The organism is Mesobacillus subterraneus, from assembly GCF_000934845.1.
Taxonomy (GTDB): domain Bacteria; phylum Bacillota; class Bacilli; order Bacillales; family Cytobacillaceae; genus Mesobacillus; species Mesobacillus stamsii.
Map to the genome: position 1 here is coordinate 74,424 of NZ_JXIQ01000016.1, position 20,088 is coordinate 94,511.

A 20,088-nucleotide genomic window follows, 5' to 3' on the forward strand; every position below is an offset into this window, starting at 1 on the left:
ACTATGTTGCGTAAACAAAAGAAAATCTCGATCCTGATTTTAGTCTTTGTTGTTGTAGTCGCAACATCACTAATTTTGTCTGCAATAAACAAGGCGAAGGAGGAATGGAATTTTAAAAAGGAACTAAAAACGATCGCAGAAGACACGTATCGCTACTTTGAGGATTTCACGGACTATGAAACTGGCTTGCCTTATGATATTGTCCGAATAAAAAATGAAGACCTAGAGGAAGGCAAGCATACATCTCCGACCAATATAGCTATGTATATGCTGAGTACTATTTCAGCGGATGAACTAGGTTTTATTTCCGGGAAAGAAGCAATCAGCCGTATTCAAAAGATACTGAACACACTGGAGAAGATGGATAAATGGAACGGCCTTTACTATAATTGGTATTATACGAAAGATGGGTCAATAATGAAGGACTGGGGTCAGTTCATTTCCCAGGTTGACAATGGTTGGCTGTCAGCAGGCTTGATTACTTCCGGCCAAGCATACCCCTCCTTGCAGAGCCAGACTAGCAAAATTGTAAAAAGTATGGATTTTTCTGCTTTATATGATCCAAAAGTTGGTCAGTTCCGCGGAGGATATTTTGTGGATAAAGGAGAATACACCGGACATCACTATGGAACTTTTTATACAGAACCTCGTCTGGGCAGTTATATAGCAATTGGAAAAGGGGATGTTAGCGCAGATCATTGGTGGAAAATGTATCGCACTCAGCCTGCAAAAGATAACTGGCAATCCCAGACTCCAAAAGGAGAAATGCGGAATTATCACGGGATTGACTTGTTCCAAGGACATTATGAATACAACGGAGTGAAATATGTTCCCACATGGGGCGGAAGTATGTTCGAGGCTATGATGCCCGGGATGATCATGAAAGAGAAAGAACTTGGGAAGAATGGGCTTGGTTTGAACAATCAGCATTACGTCAACCTTCAAATTGCATATGCCAAGGAGAAGGGATACTCTGCCTGGGGTTTATCTCCGGCAGCCACTCCTGATGGGTATAGTGAATTTGCTGCTACTCCGTTAGGAATTTCCGGCTATAAGGATGATGGCACCGTTACAGCATATGCATCATTTCTTGCCCTTGAATATGCAAAGCAAGATGTCATGGAAAATATAAAGGTGCTAAAGGAAATGAAAATCTACGGCAAGTATGGATTCTATGATTCTGTCAATTTGAATACCAATAGGGTTACAGAAGCCTATCTTGCTCTGGACCAGGGAATGATCATGGTTTCAGTTACGAATTATCTTTTGGATGGAATAATACGTGACCATTTCCACAGTAATAAGATTGCCAGCGAGGCTGAATATCTGCTTTTAGAAGAGGATTTTATGATCCGATAGCAGCTTGACATTGTTAATTAGAGAAAAAGCTTGCTCAAATGACCAAGCTTTTTCCCATTATCCCACAATTTTAATGAGATTTATTATTTTACCGAATCACCTTCAAAAAGGCTTACCTGGATGACTTGCTTTTTCTGAGCTGCTTCCACTCCGCTGATGGTAGCCAGTAAGGCATCTGAGGCAAGAGCACCCCAGCTTTTCTTTGAATAGGCAATCGTTGTCAGTCTCGGAACAATATATGCCGATACTTCAATATTATCGAAACCAATGATATTGATATCTTTGCCGATTTCATACTCTGTTTTAGACAAATAATCGTACATGCCGATGGCCATTTCATCGTTGAAACAGAACACTCCAACAGGCCCATTAAATCCAGTGGTAATTTGTTTCGCCGCCTGTTCCCCTGATTCTTTGTTGAAATGACCAGGAATCTCGGTATACTGAATGTCTTTATGCTGAGTCATCAAGCTCCTGACTGATTCAAGACGTTTGATGGAATCATAGGAATCAGATGGGCCTGTTACTGCGTAGATTTTTTTTAATGCTGCTTCAATAAGCCTGCCAATCGCCAGTGCTGCTCCGGTTTTGTTGTCAAGGAGGACCTGGGTGATATTAGGGTGATCGAGCTCACGGTCCAACACAACAATTTTATGACCCCGCTCCGCATATGAAATTAATTCAGAATTATCAAAATTCGCATCCAAAATGATTGCTCCATCAATCATCCGTTCAGGTAAGAATCTGTGGGATTGTTTTCCAGTGCAAACAATCAACTCATAACCATTTTTGGTAAGTGCTTCACGCATTCCCTGCAGAAGTTGTCCATAAAAGGATCCGCTATAGTCTGTTAAAAATGCTCCTATAATCCTTGTTTCCCGCTTTTTTAAGTTACGGGCAGCTGCATTAGGAATATAATTTAATTCCTTTGCAACTGCCAATATCTTTTTTCTCGTCTCCTCTGTGACTTTAGAGCTGCCATTTAAAGCATATGAAACAGTAGAAATTGAAACACCCGCACTCTTCGCGATATCTTTTATGCCTGCCACTTCGTTCTCCCCTATCTATTGCATGAACTATCCTTTTATTATAACTCTGTTTCCATAGTTTCATACAGTATTAGAGTGCATAGAGAGCCGGCAGCAAAACAATGGCTGCTGGCTTGAATTTATCCTAAAAGATTACAAAGCTTCATTACATATATATATATCAATCATATTGTTTTTTGCCAAAAGCTTTTCGTCAAGCAATTCCTTGCTGATTAGGAAGCCTCCTTGACGATAACGGTTTGATAGAGCAATTGCTTCGATTTTTTCACCATTAATTTCGACAGTTTGATTTTGGCTGCCTTTTAAATGGTAGTTAAAGGTTATCGGCTTGTTTTGATAGGTGAATTTAAACCTTAAGCCATCCAACTCGGAAGGAAGAATTGGGTCAATGATAAGATCCCCTGATTTCCTGCGTATTCCCAAGCTATTTGAGACCAACTGATTCATATAGATCCCAGGACCGCTAGAATAGATACGCCATCCGCCCTTTACAGGGACAGTACCTTTTCTTAATTCATCGAATCGTTCTTGTGCCTCGTAGCGGTTATTAAATTTACCATCTGAACTGCTGAAATATGCATTGCTTTGGCGTAATTCTGCATTTGGTACAGCATCCTGGAGACGGACTGGATTGATCATTTCCAACCCTTTCCATACTTCGTTAGTCTTGCCGAGTTTCGCCATTGCTTCAACAAAGCGGATGTGAGCATGCACATATTGAAGCCCGATTTCACGTCCGAAATTCGCTGCCTGTTCTGCCCGTTTAAAGTTGGTACTAACGCCGCCTTCATATTGGGCAGGACGATTCATCAGGCGAACGCCATCCGGGCAGTACAATTTTTCCTTTATCAACTTATAATGGTTCTCTGCCTGTTCTGGTGTCAGTAATTCACTGATTATGCTTCTTGTCATTGGCAACAGGCGATAATGGATACCCGTTTTTGTGTCCTCTGGATGAACCATCAATTCTAGCTTTCCGGGCTCCTCCATATAGACGAACCCAGGAACCACATCGGTTTGCAGCAAATATTTGTTAAAGTCTGTCTCAATGCCATCAGCCAGTGCCTTTAATTCCCTTGCCTCATCTGCTTCAACGCTTTCAAGAACACTCGAAAGAGTATTCAGTGCTTGATACGTAAGGGATACTGTCCAACTGCTGATCATATATTGCTTCAATTGTGCGTTTGCAGGCTGAAGCGTATCATCCCAATCACCGTCTCCATAGGAAGAAAGGAAAGTATCATGCAGGAAGTGGTCCTTAATATACTGGATTTCCTTCTTCGCATGCTCAAGAATCGTCGCTTCCTCTTCAGTGAACAGGAAGCTGCCTCTTATCGTATAAGGAACTTTTTCCTTTAAAAAAGCAAAATCACTGGTTACCCTTAAATAATCTGCGAGGACCTTTAATGGCCAGACAATAATATCCCCGTGGCTTTCATCTGCTTGGATCCGGAAATAATTATCGAACATAAACCATTGCGGCCAGTTCCCATCATCCTCAAATTGGTGTTTATAAACAGTTTTAATAATTTCTTTTACCGTATAGTCATTTTGGTTTGCCAGAAAGTATTCCACTGGCCCCTGGCAAACATCCCGGGTTCCCCAAGCGGCGCCGCCATATTGTTCAAGGCCGTGGGGGACAGAGAAGTGAACAAGCATATTGTGTGTATACCACCATGCCAGCGCATTAACTTTTTCGATTGAATCTCCGGAATTATCTTTTGATAACTTAAAGTCGTTCATCACTTTTTTGAAATAGCTGCGGTACTTAGCAATCTCTTCGCCCTTTGTTCCTTTGAACAGAGGGATTTCTTCACCATGAAGAAGTCCTTGGATGGTCATTGTCCATTGGGAGGACTTCTCCAGTTTCAATACAACCAAGCTTGAGACATCGGTTGCAAAGTCTGGAGAAAATACTTCTTCGCCTGCCAAGTTCATCTCTGCACCAACCAAATGGAGGCGATAACTAAGATTAGGGTATGTTTGGCCACTATCAGATCTTTCGTCAGCACGGAAGGTAATTGTCTGGCCTTCATTTTCGATATGGAAAGGCACTTCGTACTCATTTCCGTTCATCGTCACCTGATTCGTAACAATGAAACGGTAATCTTTTCCTAGTGATGATTTCACGTTCAGGATCAGCTCTGGTGAATCGACAGCAGTGAAGTTCGTAACAATGATGGTGTCTGCAGCAAATTTGTAATACCAGCGTGTGTAATTGAATCCCATTTCAAACAGTGAAGGCATAGTTAATTGTCGAAACTTGCCTTCAAGCTCGATATAGAGTCGCTGACCACTGGTTTTCAGAACGTTTAACGCGTTGCGTGCATTTGTCACCATTTTATTGAAGGATGTATTTCCAACAACGATTTGGGAATTGAAAATTCCATACATATAGGATGTTGTCGTCAAAGTGTTGGATTTTATGGAATCATTGTTTCCTGTCATCACGATTGTTCCATGCGGGCGCTCAACTAAAAGTTCCTTTTCTTTTAGAACGATATGTTCATATGTTGCAGTAAAGAAACTGAGCAGAGTGCCGTCTTTAGATTCCTCGAGGATCCGCTTGGGGAAAAGGTTGTCTATTTCTTCACTGGTGAACTTTTCAGTTTTAATTGGGCTTCCAAAGGTCTCTGATAAATGAATCTGTGGAACATCATTCCAATTACTATCAGTAGTTTGTATTGCTTTCCATGTCTTTTCAACTTCATCTCGAAATTCAATTTCAGTAACTGCTTCAGTGTGATTTTCTTTGAATAAACTGTAAAAAATGAATTGTTCCTTGCCATCGATCAAAACTTTGGCAGATTGTAATGCAGCGAATGCAAATTCATACTGATATACATAATTTGGCAATTCTAATTTTTTCAGCGCTTCTGGCTTATTAGTTTCCTTGTAGGATAATCCGTAAAACTGGAAACCGTCTGTTAAATAGCCGGTTGTCTTTGTAAGCGAACCTTGCTGCAGGTAGGGAAATCCTCCTGGCTGTGGCATATTCTGTCTTGAACAAATGACATAACCATTATTATCATTAAATACTTGATGATCAATATATTGCGACATATAAGATTCATTGGATCTTACTGCTCCCTGGCTGGCAAGGCCGATATCTTGTGCGTAAATTACATCTACCTCCGCACCTGAACCTTCTAGTTCGACATTCCAGAACCACACGCCGGATTCGCTAAGAATGAACGTGACTTTATATAATATCTGTCTCGCTGTGCCTTCCCAGACAACCTTCTTGTCTGAGTGTTTTAATGTGCTTTTTGACTTTACTCCTAATAATGGAACTGCATCTACAACCTCCCGCTCATCAAAAAAACGTAAGTAGAGATTATTTAGCGATCCGTCCACCGGGTTGCCAATGATCTGGTTTAGCATAATATGTTCATGTGTTGCAATGTAGAGGTCACCTGTGTTAAGAAATGTGAAACAGAACTTGCCTTCTTCAATTGTAAACATTGATTCTTTTAGGATTGGCATGATATAGCCTCCATTTATGTTTTTTTAAGAGTAAAAGAAAGGGATTTGACGTCCAGGCTGTTTGGCCCTATATATGCTGTAAATAATCCTGGATCACTTTTATACTCCGTGTTGGCATGATGATATTTAAGCATATCTTCAGTAATGGTGAATGTAATTTTCTCCAACTGCCCTGGTTCCAATCCAATTTTTTTAAATGCTTTCAATTCTTTGATAGGTCTAACTACCTCACCTGACATGTCTCGGAGATAAAGTTGAACAGTTTCTTCACCGAAAACACTACCTGTATTTTTTATAGTCACAGAAACAGTGATTGATGAATCAGGATTGAATTCGTCTGATGAGATAGCAGGATTACTGTACTCAAAGCATGAATAACTTAGACCAAATCCGAAAGGAAACAGTGGGCTATTAGGTATATCAAGATATTTTGAGACATAAGCCTGATCATCTTCATCATTTGCCTTTGGGCGGCCAGTGTTAAAGCTATTATAGTAAACAGGAATCTGACCAACTGAATAAGGGAATGACATTGACAAGCGTCCAGAGGGATTTATATCGCCGAATAAAATGTCAGCAACTGCTACGCCACCCTCAGTTCCAGGGTACCAAGCTTCAAGAACTGCATCTGCTTCATCAATTACTCCATGAAGATCAAGCGGCCGCCCATTGAAGAGGACTGCTACCATTGGTTTTCCAAGTGCATGAAGCTTCCTGACCAGTTCAATCTGGACTCGCGGCAGTTTGATATTAGCCCTGCAGTTGGCTTCTCCGCTCATTTCTGATTTCTCCCCGAGTGCTAGGACCAGGATATCTGCTCCCTTTGCAATTTCAATAGCAGCTATTAATTGTTCTTCAGTCCCCACATCTATTTCACAGCCTTTGGAGCTGAGAACGAGAGAGGTATCAATTTTTTTCAAGACACCTTCACGGAGTGTCACTGCGTCTTCTCTTTTACCATGCCAAGACCAGGATCCCAGAATATCGCTGTTTTCAGCAAACGGACCAATAAGTGCAATTTTCTGATTAGACTTTAATGGAAGTACTCCATTGTTTTTTAACAATACACAGGATTTTGCTGCAACTTCTCGTGCTATCTTCCTATTAGTATTAGAAAGAACGACTTCTTTTTCCTTATCTACGTCGGCTCCTCTGTATGGATTCTCGAATAATCCTAATTTAGCTTTTAACTGAAGAATACGGAGAACGGCTTCATCTATGAGATTCTCCTCTAACACTCCATTGTCGATAAGCTTTTTCAGGTTGTTTACATAGCAGTGTGTCATCATGTCAATATCAACACCCGCTTCGATTGCAAGCAAGGCCGCTTCCGTTTCATCGCTTGCGACACCATGGTCGATCATCTCTCTGATGGCATCCCAATCGGATATCAAAACCCCTTCAAAACCCCTTCAAAACCCCTTCAAAACCCCACTCATCTCGCAAAATACCACGCATCAGGGGTTTATTTCCAGTTGCCGGAATTCCGTCTACAGTATTGAAAGAAGTCATGACCATCTCACAGCCTTCCTCAAGAGCAGCCTTATAGGCAGGAAGATATTGTTCACGAAGTGTTCTTTCAGACATATCGACTGTATTATAATCACGTCCTCCTTCAGCGGCACCATATGCTGCGAAGTGCTTGACACATGCGGCAACCCGTGTATAGTCATTTGTTAAATCAGAACCCTGGAAACCACGTACGAAGGCTCTTGCAAATAGACTGTTTAAGTATGGATCTTCACCGGTAGATTCCATTACTCGTCCCCACCGCGGATCGCGAACCAAATCAACCATGGGAGCGAAGGTAACATGAACTCCGGATACTGCTGCTTCATGCGCCGCAATTGATGCTGACTTTTCGGCTAATTCAGCATCCCATGAACAGCCGATTGCAAGCGGAATGGGGAAGATGGTTTTGAAGCCGTGTACTACATCAGCCATAAATAATAAAGGAATGCCGTTTCTGTTTTCTTCTAAATATTTCTTTTGGATTCTAATTATTTCTTTTGCACCTGATGCACCAAGCACAGAACCTGAATTTCTAACTATTTCTTCTGATATCCCCATTTCTTCAAGTGGTCCTGTTATTTTCCCTCCATCAGAAGCTCCCTTATAAAACGGAGTTGCTAATTGGATAAGTTGGCTAATTTTTTCCTCTAAAGTCATTTTATTTAATATTTCTCCGATTTTAACGTGAGCCATCTATATTCCTCCAATCTTATCGAAACGTTTCGATAATGAAATTATAAACGCTTACACATATGCAGTCAACGAATTATCAACGGTTTTATTATGTTTTTAAACAGTTCAAAATTGCGTCACAAAATAGTCGTTAATTAATTCTAATGTCTGGAATATTTGATTTGACCATTAAATAAAAACTAACAAATTACAAAAATCAAGTTCCTTAACTTTCAAAATTTTAGGTGTTCTCGTTATTCCAAGAAGCTTGAAAAACAGCCCGAATTCACAGAATTCGGGCTGTTTTTTCCTGCTAGAAGTCGGTTGGGTTAATCTTCACAATGGTTCTGCCGCGGTTTTCGCCTTTTAAAATGCGTGTAAGGACGGCTGGCAATTCTTCCAATGACACTTCACTTTTGATGGTATCCAACAGTCCCTCCGGCTTCAAATCTGTGGCCATTCGCTGCCATAGAAGCTTTCTTGTTTTCATCGGGCAGTATACGGAATCGATGCCAAGGAGGTTGATTCCTCTCAGGATGAACGGGAATACCGTTGTTTGGACGTCTGTTCCGCCGGTCAACCCGCTGACTGCGACTGAACCGTTGTAATCGAGCTTAGGCAGGATGGCCGACAATGTCTTGCCGCCAACTGGGTCGACAGCCGCTGCCCATAACTGCTTATCAAGAGGTTTTATTTTTTCTCCGACTAATTCTTCCCGGCTGATGATCTCTGCTGCCCCGATTTTACGGAGGTATTCATGCTCTGATTGTTTTCCTGTGCTCGCTACCACGTGATACCCGCGTTTGGCGAGCATCGCGACTGCTACGCTGCCAACTCCGCCGGTTGCTCCTGTCACAAGGACTTTTCCTTTTTCCGGAGTTAGACCGTTTTCTTCCAGTCGATGGACAGACAAGGCTGCCGTAAATCCCGCGGTTCCGAAAACCATTGCTTCTTTTAAAGTAAGACCTTCAGGCAATGGGACAATCCAATCCCCTGGTATCCTCGAATACTCGCTGTACCCACCATAGTGGGAAACACCTATCTCATAGCTGGTCGCAATCACTGCCTCCCCTTCCTTGAAACGGCTGTCGTCAGAGGAGACAACTGTCCCGGCAAGGTCGATTCCAGGGATGAAAGGGTAAGACCTAACAATCTTGCCGTTTGGGATGCTCGCCAGCCCATCCTTATAGTTGACACTGGAATAGGCGACTTTGATCAGCACATCTCCTTCAGGAAGGTCCTTCTGTTGAATCATCCTTACTTCAGCAGAAAAATCCTCTTCCTTTTTGTTTACGATAAAAGCTTTGAAATTGTCCATAATTCCCAACCTTTCTTGGCTTGATAGTTCTAGTATAAGGAAAACTTTGCCTTGCTACTAATAACTCCACTTTACTAAATAGAATTGTTAACTCCGACGAAAACTTATTACGATTTTGTGTCCAGTTAGAATGGTGTGACGGACTTCACATATCTTTTAATCTGCCTCCCTTAAGATTTAGGTACGTAAGGTGTTCAGTGAGGGTAGGGCTGGAAAATAGGAGCCTATCAATTTTTCACTATCCACAATTTATTTACAATTTCACCCTATTTTATCTGTTTTTCCTATTTTTTAAATCGAGTACGATTTTACTGGAGGTAGCAAGCTTGTATAAATTCGAGAAATCCTTTTACTCCAAAACAAGTATGTATTCCTTTGTCGCTGTGATGATTTTATTTTTCTCTATGTGGTTTTCCACTTCAAACTTTGTCCATATTGACATGGCGCTTTTGGGATATGCCATTTCGTCAGCGGTTTTCGCGATTGGCTTGACAATCAGGATGAGCTTCTGGATGTGGCGCAAAGCGACGAACAGAGTGGCTAAACGAAGCATCGGGAATCTTTTTACGAAAGAAAGAATGAAACGGAATGGAAAAGCGCTAGTCAGAACATTGATCGATAACATCATCTTGCAGAAATTCATTTTTAAGCGCGGATTATACCGTGGGATTCAGCACTTGATGATTTCATGGGGCTGTATCATTTCATTTGGGATCACTTTCGGATTGACGTTTGGATGGATGCGCTTCGACTTGATCGATTCGGAAACATACCAAATTATCGTGTTCGATATGCCAACCATCACGATGGCAGCGGACGGGATTTTTGCAGAAATAGTCTACAACGGCCTGAATATCGGAGCGATTATGGTGTTAATCGGCACGGGGATGGCCCTTTACCGACGGATTACTGACTACGATGTAAAGGTCACACAGCGCTTCGAGTTCGATATTTTGCCATTGATTATTCTGTTGGCAGTAACAGTTACAGGGTTGTTCTTAACCATCATGTACACTTTCCTGGGTGGCTGGATGCACCATTATATGTCATTGATTCACCAGGTTACAGTTATCATTATGCTAATGTACTTTCCGTTTGGTAAATTATTTCACGTGCCAATAAGACCGCTCGCTACAGCTGTACCAATGAGTTATCAAGAGGTGATAAAGGTGGATACAAAATCATGTAAAAGCTGCGGACAGCCATACAGCAATGATGACCAGATCGCGGATGTCCAGGCTATTTTAAAAAGCCAAAATTTCGATTTGCAGCTTGCTGATGGCACCTATCTTTCCGATTACTGCACAGGCTGCCGCCGGAGGATGAGGGCAATGAAGCAAATGAATCTTGAATCTCCACAAGGAAACCCATACGGACCAGTAAACACAAATAATGGAATTCACTTATCAGGCTTCAGCAAAAAACGCTCGGAAGAGTTCTATGGACTTGACCAGGATGCAAAGGAGGAAAAAATCGATGAACCAATATCTCGTTAAAGAAGGCGTAAAGAACCAGATTCGCAAAGGGGAAAAGCTTGTCTCAACGCATTGCTGCTATTGTGGCATGCAGTGTGGCATGCACATTCGTGTTGATGAAAAGAACAATAAGGTTGTCGGTGTGGAACCACGTTATGACTGGGTTTTAACAAAAGGGAAAATGTGCCCAAAAGGGGTAACGGCTTACCAGACAATTGATCACCCAGACCGCATTAAGACCCCTTTGATTAAAAAGAACGGCCAGTTCGTCGAAGCAACTTGGGAGGAAGCGCTGGACTTGATTGAAAGCAAATATCGAGGACTCCAGGAAAATTACGGGAAAGATGCAATCGGCGTTTACGGCGGCGTATCGATGACGAATGAAAAATGTTACCTTGTCGGCAAATACGCCCGCGTAGGTCTTGGAACTCGCTATATTGATTACAATGGTCGCTATTGCATGAGTTCTGCTGCTGGTGGTTTTAACAAAACGCTTGGAATGGACCGCGGCTCAACACTTCCTTGGACGGAGCTTGAGCATTCAGATACCTTTTTTATGGCAGGATCCAACACTGCGGAATGCCACCCGACAAGCATTCAGTGGTTTTGGAAAGCGAAGGATAAAGGTGCGAAATTTATCGTCGCTGACCCTCGGGAAACGACAACTGCCCGCTTGGCAGACGTTCACCTCGATCTTCTGCCAGGAACAGATGCAGCGCTGGCAAATGGCATCATGCATCTTTTGATTAAGCATGATTATGTCGATCACGAGTATGTCCGGGAACGCTGCAATAATTTCGAAGAACTAAAAGAAATGACAGCCAAATTCACCCCAGAATATACGGCGAAAATTACCCGTGTGGCAGAAGAAAAAATTATCAAGGCTGCACACATCTTTGGGAAATCTCCTCGTTCAGTCGTCATGTTTGCGCGCGGAGCGGAACAGCAGACTGCGGGTGTTGATAACGTAAGCTTATACACATCCATGGCATTACTAAGAGGACAAATCGGAAAATTCGCTTCAGGTGTGGCTACTTTTACCGGTCAGGGCAATGGCCAGGGCGGTCGCGAACACGGACAGAAGGCAGATGCTCTTCCCGGATACCGTAAAATTGCAAATCCTCAGGATGTGGAGCATGTTGCAGGAGTTTGGGGCATCAAGCCAGAAGAAATGCCGAAAGAGGGCGTATCTGCATATGAAATGTTCCATCTAATGCAAAACAAGACGATCCGCGCTTTGCATGTCATCTGCTCGAATCCGGTTGTTTCATCGCCAAATATCAACTATGTCCAAGATTCATTAGAGAAGCTCGACTTCTTGGTTGTAAATGATTTCTTTATGTCAGAAACAGCGGAGCTAGCGGATGTCGTACTTCCGGCTGCAACCTGGGCTGAAGATGAGGGAACAACAACGAACATCGAAGGACGTGTGATCAGAATTCGTAAAGTAGTCGAGCCACTTGGCGAATCGAAGACTGACTGGGAAATCATGAGCTTGATTGCAGAACGGCTAGGAAAAGGAAAATACTTTGACTACAACGAACCAAGAGAGATTTTTGACGAGCTTCGGCTTGCTTCAAAAGGCGGAAAAGCAGACTACTTTGGGGTAACTTACGAAAAAATTGATGAGCAGGATGGCGTTTTCTGGCCAGCACCTACGGAAGACCACAAAGGAACTCCATCGGTATTCCAGGAGCGTTTCGCGACGGAAGATGGAAAAGCTAACTTGGCGGTCTGTGATTTTAAAGGACCGTCAGAAGTTCAATCCAAGGATTATCCATTATGGCTGACAACAGGACGTGTCGTCTATCACTATTTAACTGGCAATCAGACAAGACGCGTTGATTTCCTGATGGAGCAATGCTCTGAGCCATTCGTAGAAATGCATCCTGAATTAGCTAGCCGGTACCAGGTCGAGAACGGGGAAAAAGTGAAGCTTTCCACCCCGCGCGGCGAGATGATCACTCCGGTAAAAATTACAAAAGCAATCCGTAAAGACACAATGTTCGTCCCTTACCATTGGGGGAAAAAGCTATCAGTCAATCAATTGACCAGTCCGGCCTTGGATCCATATTCGCGGATGCCTGAATTTAAAGTCTGTGCTGTAAAACTCGAAAAGCTGACTAAATAGGAGGAACGGCTGTTATGAATAAAATTATGTACCTGGAATTTGAACGCTGTATTGGCTGCCGTGCCTGCCAGGCAGCCTGCCGAGAGTGTGGCGACCATGATGCAAAAGAACGGAACTTTGTAGAATATGTTGACTTTACCGAATCCCGCCAGACCTTCCCGATGCTGTGCATGCAATGTAAAGACCCGGCATGTGCCCGCGTCTGCCCGGCAAACGCGATCCAGATCACGGAAGAAGGCGTCGTGCTTTCGGCAATGGAAGAAAAATGCATCGGCTGCCGCAACTGTACGTTCGGCTGTCCATTCGGTATCCCTAAGTTTGATTTCGAAACGAACAAAATGTACAAATGCGATATGTGCTATGATCGAACACGTAACGATATCGCGCCAATGTGTGCATCTGTTTGTCCAAGTGATGCAATTCGCTTCATCGACTTTGAAGAAATGCAGCAATTGCGCAGAAAACGTACGCAGATGAATCTTGTCGAAGGCAAAAAGCCGCAAGAAGGCAACAAATGGGATTATGTACCGGAATTTTTCGGTGTTTATACAGATTCACAATCATAATTCATAAGATTCGTCTCCGTCTTTTATGATATTGGCGAAAATCTGATTTTATTGGCGGTTTTCACAAGTTTATTGGCGAAAAAATAATTTTATTGGCGAAAACCAAGATTTATTGGCGAAAATAAAATTATATTGGCGAACTGGAAATTTTCAATGATTTTTTCCAGTTTGATTTTAAAGAAAGTCAAAAAGAGGTGGTTAACATGCTTAAAGGTAATGTCCTGGCGGTGGCAAGCGGAAAAGGTGGAGTCGGCAAGTCTTCGTTATCGGTTAATCTTGCACTCGCATTGCAAAAGCTTGGCAAGTCAGTGGCGATCATTGACCTTGATATATATGGATTCAGTATCCCGAAAATCCTGAATATAGATACCAAACCAAAAACGTTCAACGGAAAAATCATCCCGGTTGAGGCGTACGGCATTAAAGTAATGTCCATGGGCTTCCTTGTGAAGGATAATGAACCGATTGTTTGGCGCGGACCGATGCTTGGAAAAATGATTCAGCACTTTACCGAGGATGTGCTGTGGGGAGAAATGGATTATTTTATCCTCGATATGCCGCCTGGAACGGGGGATGTTGCGCTTGATATGCACCTGATGATCCCGCAGAGCAAGGAACTCGTCGTGACCACTCCGCACAAAGCGGCCTCCTTCGTTGCGGAACGCGCAGGTTCGATGGCGATCAAGAGCAAGCATGAGGTCATCGGCGTGGTTGAGAATATGTCCTACTTCAAACCGGAAGACAGCGAACAGAAGTATTATATTTTCGGCAAAGGCGGCGGGGAGGAGCTGGCTGCACAGCTTGGCACGGAATTGCTGGGGCAGCTGCCGATCCAGGAAGCAGATGGAGAGAGTGAGACTCCAGCGATTGCGGCGGAAAACACGCTGCTTTTCAAGGAATATCTGAATCTGGCAGAAAACATCGATGCGAGGTTTCAGCTTTAGGAACAGGAGGATTTACCGATGAGTGAGGAAAAAAAGAACCATCATGAAGATGATACAGATATGATCAAGCTGATCGATAACCTGAACAGGAAAGACGATGTCCACTTGAACAGAAGGGCGTTCCTGAAAGCTTCCTTTGGTGCAACCGTTGCGATCGGGCTGGCGACGACTCCATTCGGAATCTTCACATTCCTGCGGGATGAAAACGGCGAAGTGAAGCGCGTGGAAGTCACTGATGTGAATGATCTGGCAATCGGGGAATCAAGAAATTTCAACTATCCGACAAAGACTGAGCCAGCCATTCTTGTCAGAACACCGGAAGACAAATTCGTTGCCTATAATAATAAATGTACACACCTTCAATGTCCTGTTTTTTACGAGCATAAAGAAAATGTCCTTCTCTGCCCATGCCACAAAGGCTATTTCAATGTTGACAGCGGTCAGCCAATGGCGGGGCCGCCGCAGCGCGAGCTACCGAAAATCCTGCTAGAAATCAAGGATGGAAAGGTATTTGCGGTTGGGAGGGAAGTAAGACATGGATAAAAAAAGAATCGCATTCCTCTCGATTTTTCTGTTTCTAGCGGTTAATGTCGTCGCCCTCTCAAACGCGATTGAAGGTTATTACGGACAGGAAGATGAGCGAGTATATGGCGCGGTTATTGTCGCTTTGATTTCAACCGGTTTGGCGACAACCGCTTTTTTCATCTGGAAAGGAACTACAAAATGAACAAAGCAGCGGAATGGATGATCTGTAAAAGAGTAAATAAAAAAGAGCAGCGGCTAAATCGCTGCTCTTACTGTTTAACCGAACTGATTAGTTGGCACGATCTTTATTTTCTCCGCTGCAAATTTCCTTTCGCCAAACAAGGTGATCAAGGTACAATTTTCAATTCGGAATGGAGTATCTCCGACTTGGTATTCAGCAAGAATCCCGGAACCAAGTTCTTCCCCGTTTTCATTTAAAACTTGCACATTCTGGCCCTCTAATGTCTTGAGTTTCGCTTTCATTAGGAATGCTTTCCATTCTTCCCAATTCTTGATTAAAAAGGCCTTTTCTCCATTCTCCAAGTAACCGAGCTGACAGCCACTTTCATCGATGGCATCTTCCATCCCGTAGCTTACCTCCACGATAATATCCCGCAAAAATTGGAATTCATCCAGGTCTAGATAGGGGTCGATGTGGAATTCCACTTCCTTTCCTATTCCTTTGATAGTGGCAAGTGTTTTATTGTTCATGATCACAGTTTTGTTTTTAATATGTTCTGATGTAATATTCTCGATGGGCGTGTCCAGTATTTTTAAAGTCAGCATGATAATCTCCTTTTCACTCCGCTTGTACTTTTCATTATAATGGTTTTGTCCTGTCAAGAATGTGACAAACTTCATTTTATCCCCAGAAACACGAATCCTAGTTCGAAAGATATAGAAGAAACCGATGATCCGACAAAAATTGACAAAACACTGGATGAATTATTAAAATCATTACATATTTTTCATGACTTGTAGCACAACTGAAAGCTTACTGAAATCTTGAATGAAATATAGTTTGATAGAATACAATGATAAGGTTTGAGGGCCTCCCACAAAAGGGAACAAGAATGGTATCTGAAACAAATTTCAAATTTTTTTAACGAATAGATCGTATCAAGAGGTCGGAGGAAAGCCATGACAGTTGAAGAGCAATTAATCAAAAAATCTTATTTTGAAATCTATACGGAATCAGGAAACCGGACACATCCAGTCCAGGTACTTGGAGAGCTTTACCTTGCTGAGCAAAAGAAGGATATGCCGGATTTAGCAAAGATTCGTTATGCGCAGGGAGAGGTTTATTTTCATCATAAAGATTATGAAGCGGCAATTTTTAAATGGGAAAATATCACGAATGAGTTGAAGCCATGGGCAAAAAAGAACATGGGGGATGCTTTCCTGGAGCTTGGTTTGCTGACATCGGCGGAAGAGCTATACCTTTCGATTGAGACAGACAGCGATGTCTTGAAAATGGAAAGCGGGCTGCAGCTGTTATCCGTTTACATACAGCAGGGAAAACTCGAAAAAGCAGTTGCTGTCATCAAACAGGCTGTCGCGCTAAATCCGGATTATCCGGGGGTGACTGAAATTGCCCGTACCTTTTTCGAGGAGCAAAACGATTGGGAAAATGGGGTGGAGCTTGCCGTCAATGAGGGAATCCGGACGGGGTCGCCAAAATGGTTTGATGTCTTGAACCATTATGTTGAACAGGGCTACACCGTCCAGTTCGCGCCTGACTATTTTAGCGAGGCATTATCTGTCTTATTCCAAGTCGACAGAGGGCGATTTGAGCAGCTCGCTGTATCCCTATGGCAAAGCTACCGAAACGAGAGCACCTACATGGCATGGATAAGGGAATTCAATCAATTATTCAGCGGGATGGACGGAAACAGGAGAGATGGCTGGATCCAGCTGTCAGCAATCTATCAGGAAAGCTATTTCGAGTTGATTAATGGAGACAGGCTGATCAAGGAAATTTCGCCGCTGATTCCGGAATTATTGACTAATTGGCTGAAAATAACTAGCCCAGTGAACAGCCTTGTAGCAGCATCATCGATCATTGCCTGGAATGAGGTGTTCCCTGGAACCATTACCGATTCGGCAATCCACGACGCGGAGACATTAGTTCTGCATTCCAATGAGTACCATGATGGTTATCAGGATAGCCTGATGTTGTTTGACTCGATCATGAAGTGGGCCGAAGAACATGACATTGAGGTTGGCAACAAGATTAAGTGGATGGTTCAGGAGCTACATGAGACAAATGTTCATAATATGCTGGTCGCCGGTTTGTCAGGCAATGGAAAGTCTTCCTTCATCCATACGATCTTGGGGGAAGACTTGCTTACAGCCCCGACTGCAGCTGTCATTCGTTTCATGGATCAGGGAAATCCGGTTGCCTATGAAATTACCGATACGGAAATACGGCAGATCACAGATGTGGAAGATTTCAAGGAAGCTGCAGGTGTCAGCCGCAAGAATCATCAAAATGAAACCATTATTGATTTCAAAGCTGACTTCCCATTCCTGCGCGAACATAACCTGGCATTAATGGATACTCCAGGGGTCAACCGCAATAATTACGATAAGCACCCGCTCTATCAGTACTTACGGTTTGCCGATAGTTTGCTATACGTCCTAAATGCCGCCGAGCCTTTTACGGAGAAAGACAAGGAAATCCTTGAGAAAATATCAGAGTATTTCCCGGATCTGCCGATTCACTTCCTGCTGAATAAAATGGATGTAATATACGGCCAGCAGGAGGCGGCGGAAGTTTTTGACCAGACATTGGCAGAAGTCAGCCAATACTATCCGGATGCAAAAATGTTTGCTTTCTCATCCAATTATGACAATGCTCAGGTGTTGAACGATTTTTCTCATTTCATCAAAGCAACTAGAAGTACAGTCGATCTTGACCAGGAACGGACCGCGAAACTGCAGTTCTTCGTCAGACGTGCCATTACCTATTTGCTTGATAAACGAGTTGAAATGGAGAAAAATCATCTGGAGTCGATCAGTTGGAATGAGGAAATGGTGAGCAAGCTGAATGGCGCACTCCATCAGTTAGCTGATATAGAAGAGGAGAAGGCTCGCTCTATTCAAAAGGCATTTCGGAAAATCAAGGATGAAACGCGTGCGGAAATCATCGAAAAGGTTCCAGAATTACTGCGCAGCTGCTCTGACATGGTGACGGAGGACAGCGATTTTGGGAAAATTCATTTAAAAATAGACGAGGAAATGAACAAGCGAATCGAGGAATATCTGAAAAAAAACGTTTTGCCAAAATTCCATGCCAATTTGAATGACTGGATCCAATTTTCAAAAGAGGAATTTGACCAGAGCCAAAATTATTTGGATGAAATGGCAGAGGGGTTCAACTCGCTGTACGGAGAAGAAAGGATCAATCTTGCCTGCGATTTCAAGGTGCTCGATGACTGGCGCCGCGACGCAGACAGGATGTCGAATGGGGTACATTTTGAGAAGATCAACATCATGAACCGTTCGACGCCGCAAGCGTTTTTTCTGAAAAGTGCCGGTAAGCTATTTGGCGCGTTGCCGCAAAACAATCCAATGCTTCATACTAGATATAGATCCTACGTAGAGACAGCGGATTATTATCAAGTTGCCGTAACAATTGCTAAAAGCTTCCTGCAGCAATTCGAATTCTTCGAAAAGTCAATGGAACGCGATGTAAATCTATTCTATAAACAGCCATTCCGCGTGCTTGAAGAATCTGCAGAAGAAGCGCAAAGCGAAATCGAGCACGGAAAGAACGAATTGGAAAAATTAAGAGTTAACCCTGAATGGTACCGTGATCCATTAACACTGTTTGAAGTAAAACTTCGCCAGTACGAATGGATGACCGCAGCCGGCAGGGGTTGATGGTTAGTGAAAGGAAGACTCCCTTTAGATTTTTTGGGGTCTTCTTTTATATTTGCTTCTGGAATACGGAAATTATTTCATAATAGATTCCCTCTTCTCGTCGAAGAAGGTTGATTAATCAACTTTGCAGGTGAAAGATACCCTTATGCAAGCGAACCTGTCCCCATAAGGGTACCATTCTGGATGAAAGATACCCTTATGCAAGCGAACCTGTTCCCATAAGGGCACCATTCGAGGTGAAAGATACCCTTATGCAGGTGAACCCATCCCCATAAGGGTACCATTCGGGTCGAAAGATACCGTTAATTTTTTCGAATAGACTAAAAGAGGGCTATTACATAGCGATTTTTCGGTTTTATAGCGGCTTTTCAAAAAACGGACGATTGGCATAGTAATACATCCAGCCCATCATGATTCCGCCGCCAATCAGGTTCCCGAGCGTGACTGGGATTAAATTGTGGATTACACCTGCAAATGTAACTGACTGTGGATCGTCAAGAACCATGCTGATCGCAAAAGTACACATATTGGCGATGCTGTGTTCATAGCCGGAAATGAAGAAGCAGTACACAAAAAACACCATTGCGAACATTTTTGCTCCGTCACCCTTCATCGACATCGGCAGGAAGAACGCTAAGCAGACGAGCCAGTTACAAAGAATTCCCCTGAAAAATAGTTCTGAAGTTGATGCGAGGGTCTTTTTTTCAGCGACGCTTAACAAGAATCCATTTACAGAATGATCATTAAACAAACCCGTTGTATAAATTAATAAAGCAAACGCCGCTGCACCGATGATATTGCCGATATAGCTGAAAATCCACATTCTAATTACTTGCGGCCAGGACATCTTTTTCCTCAGTGCCGCAAAGGTATAATAAAAGGTATTCCCTGTGAATAAGTCTCCACCACCGTAGGCAATCAGGATGATCGCAGCTCCGAAGGTAATGGCCGCAATAGGGTAAGCAAACGGTGAATGTTCCATGTAGAATGGATTCCCTGTCTTGAATGCAACAATTACCCCAAATCCAATAAACATCGACGCTAAAGCGGCCCGTGCAAGATAACGACTTTTGCTTTGCCTGAAAATTGCAACCTTCTTCAGGGCTAGCTTTTCAACCTCTTGAAGCGCTTGTACTTCCAAATTAAAACCACCCGTCGTCAATTTG

Annotated in this window: 13 protein-coding genes and 1 pseudogene; 8 read left to right on the forward strand and 6 right to left on the reverse strand. The window is 43.0% G+C overall.

The window, feature by feature from the left end; genetic code table 11:
- Positions 1 to 3: 3 nt before the first annotated feature.
- Positions 4 to 1,359, forward strand: a complete 1,356-nt coding sequence (locus UB32_RS02495) for a glucoamylase family protein (RefSeq protein ID WP_084221689.1) — start codon at positions 4 to 6, stop codon at positions 1,357 to 1,359.
- Between the two features lie 83 nt (positions 1,360 to 1,442).
- On the opposite strand, the gene UB32_RS02500 is transcribed toward UB32_RS02495, so the two are convergent.
- The 4 genes and pseudogenes from UB32_RS02500 to UB32_RS02515 all read right to left on the reverse strand — a co-directional run bounded on the left by UB32_RS02500 (position 1,443) and on the right by UB32_RS02515 (position 9,396).
- Positions 1,443 to 2,408 (reverse strand): LacI family DNA-binding transcriptional regulator, encoded by a 966-nt coding sequence (locus UB32_RS02500; protein WP_044390919.1) that lies wholly within the window; start codon positions 2,406 to 2,408, stop codon positions 1,443 to 1,445.
- 132 nt (positions 2,409 to 2,540) lie between these two features.
- Positions 2,541 to 5,894 carry a GH36-type glycosyl hydrolase domain-containing protein gene (locus UB32_RS02505; protein ID WP_044390921.1) on the reverse strand — a complete coding sequence of 1,118 codons (3,354 nt, stop codon included), beginning with the start codon at positions 5,892 to 5,894 and terminating at the stop codon, positions 2,541 to 2,543.
- 14 nt (positions 5,895 to 5,908) lie between these two features.
- Positions 5,909 to 8,099: pseudogene (locus UB32_RS02510) on the reverse strand (glycoside hydrolase family 3 N-terminal domain-containing protein).
- A gap of 292 nt (positions 8,100 to 8,391) precedes the next feature.
- Positions 8,392 to 9,396: an NADPH:quinone oxidoreductase family protein gene (locus UB32_RS02515; RefSeq protein ID WP_044390923.1), complete on the reverse strand. Its 1,005-nt coding sequence runs from the start codon at positions 9,394 to 9,396 to the stop codon at positions 8,392 to 8,394.
- Between the two features lie 326 nt (positions 9,397 to 9,722).
- On the opposite strand from UB32_RS02515, the gene UB32_RS02520 reads away from it, so the two are divergent.
- From UB32_RS02520 to UB32_RS02545, 6 genes are all read left to right on the forward strand, one after another.
- Complete coding sequence (locus tag UB32_RS02520; protein ID WP_241768412.1) at positions 9,723 to 10,892, forward strand: MFS transporter; 1,170 nt, start codon at positions 9,723 to 9,725, stop codon at positions 10,890 to 10,892.
- A complete protein-coding gene (fdhF, locus tag UB32_RS02525; protein ID WP_128721474.1) occupies positions 10,873 to 13,002 on the forward strand; it encodes a formate dehydrogenase subunit alpha in 2,130 nt (709 codons plus the stop codon). Before UB32_RS02520 ends, fdhF begins: the two co-directional genes overlap by 20 nt.
- 14 nt (positions 13,003 to 13,016) lie before the next feature.
- A complete protein-coding gene (locus UB32_RS02530) occupies positions 13,017 to 13,568 on the forward strand; it encodes a 4Fe-4S dicluster domain-containing protein (RefSeq protein WP_044390925.1) in 552 nt (183 codons plus the stop codon).
- A 203-nt stretch (positions 13,569 to 13,771) separates the two neighbouring features.
- The gene (locus tag UB32_RS02535) at positions 13,772 to 14,512 is read left to right on the forward strand and encodes an Mrp/NBP35 family ATP-binding protein (protein ID WP_052806927.1); all 741 of its coding nucleotides are present in this window, start codon (positions 13,772 to 13,774) and stop codon (positions 14,510 to 14,512) included.
- 18 nt (positions 14,513 to 14,530) lie between these two features.
- Positions 14,531 to 15,055: a ubiquinol-cytochrome c reductase iron-sulfur subunit gene (locus UB32_RS02540; RefSeq protein ID WP_044390927.1), complete on the forward strand. Its 525-nt coding sequence runs from the start codon at positions 14,531 to 14,533 to the stop codon at positions 15,053 to 15,055.
- On the forward strand, positions 15,048 to 15,239 hold the full coding sequence (locus tag UB32_RS02545) for a hypothetical protein (RefSeq protein WP_044390929.1): 192 nt from the start codon (positions 15,048 to 15,050) through the stop codon (positions 15,237 to 15,239). The genes UB32_RS02540 and UB32_RS02545 overlap by 8 nt, the downstream gene beginning before the upstream one ends.
- A 74-nt stretch (positions 15,240 to 15,313) precedes the next feature.
- On the opposite strand, the gene UB32_RS02550 is transcribed toward UB32_RS02545, so the two are convergent.
- On the reverse strand, positions 15,314 to 15,898 hold the full coding sequence (locus tag UB32_RS02550; protein WP_044390931.1) for a hypothetical protein: 585 nt from the start codon (positions 15,896 to 15,898) through the stop codon (positions 15,314 to 15,316).
- A 279-nt stretch (positions 15,899 to 16,177) separates the two neighbouring features.
- Here UB32_RS02550 and UB32_RS02555 point away from each other — a divergent pair, with 279 nt between their 5' ends.
- On the forward strand, positions 16,178 to 18,922 hold the full coding sequence (locus tag UB32_RS02555; RefSeq protein WP_044390933.1) for a dynamin family protein: 2,745 nt from the start codon (positions 16,178 to 16,180) through the stop codon (positions 18,920 to 18,922).
- Positions 18,923 to 19,277: 355 nt separating this feature from the next.
- Here UB32_RS02555 and UB32_RS02560 read toward each other — a convergent pair whose 3' ends face one another.
- Positions 19,278 to 20,063, reverse strand: a complete 786-nt coding sequence (locus UB32_RS02560) for a formate/nitrite transporter family protein (protein WP_044390935.1) — start codon at positions 20,061 to 20,063, stop codon at positions 19,278 to 19,280.
- Between the last annotated feature and the right edge of the window lie 25 nt (positions 20,064 to 20,088).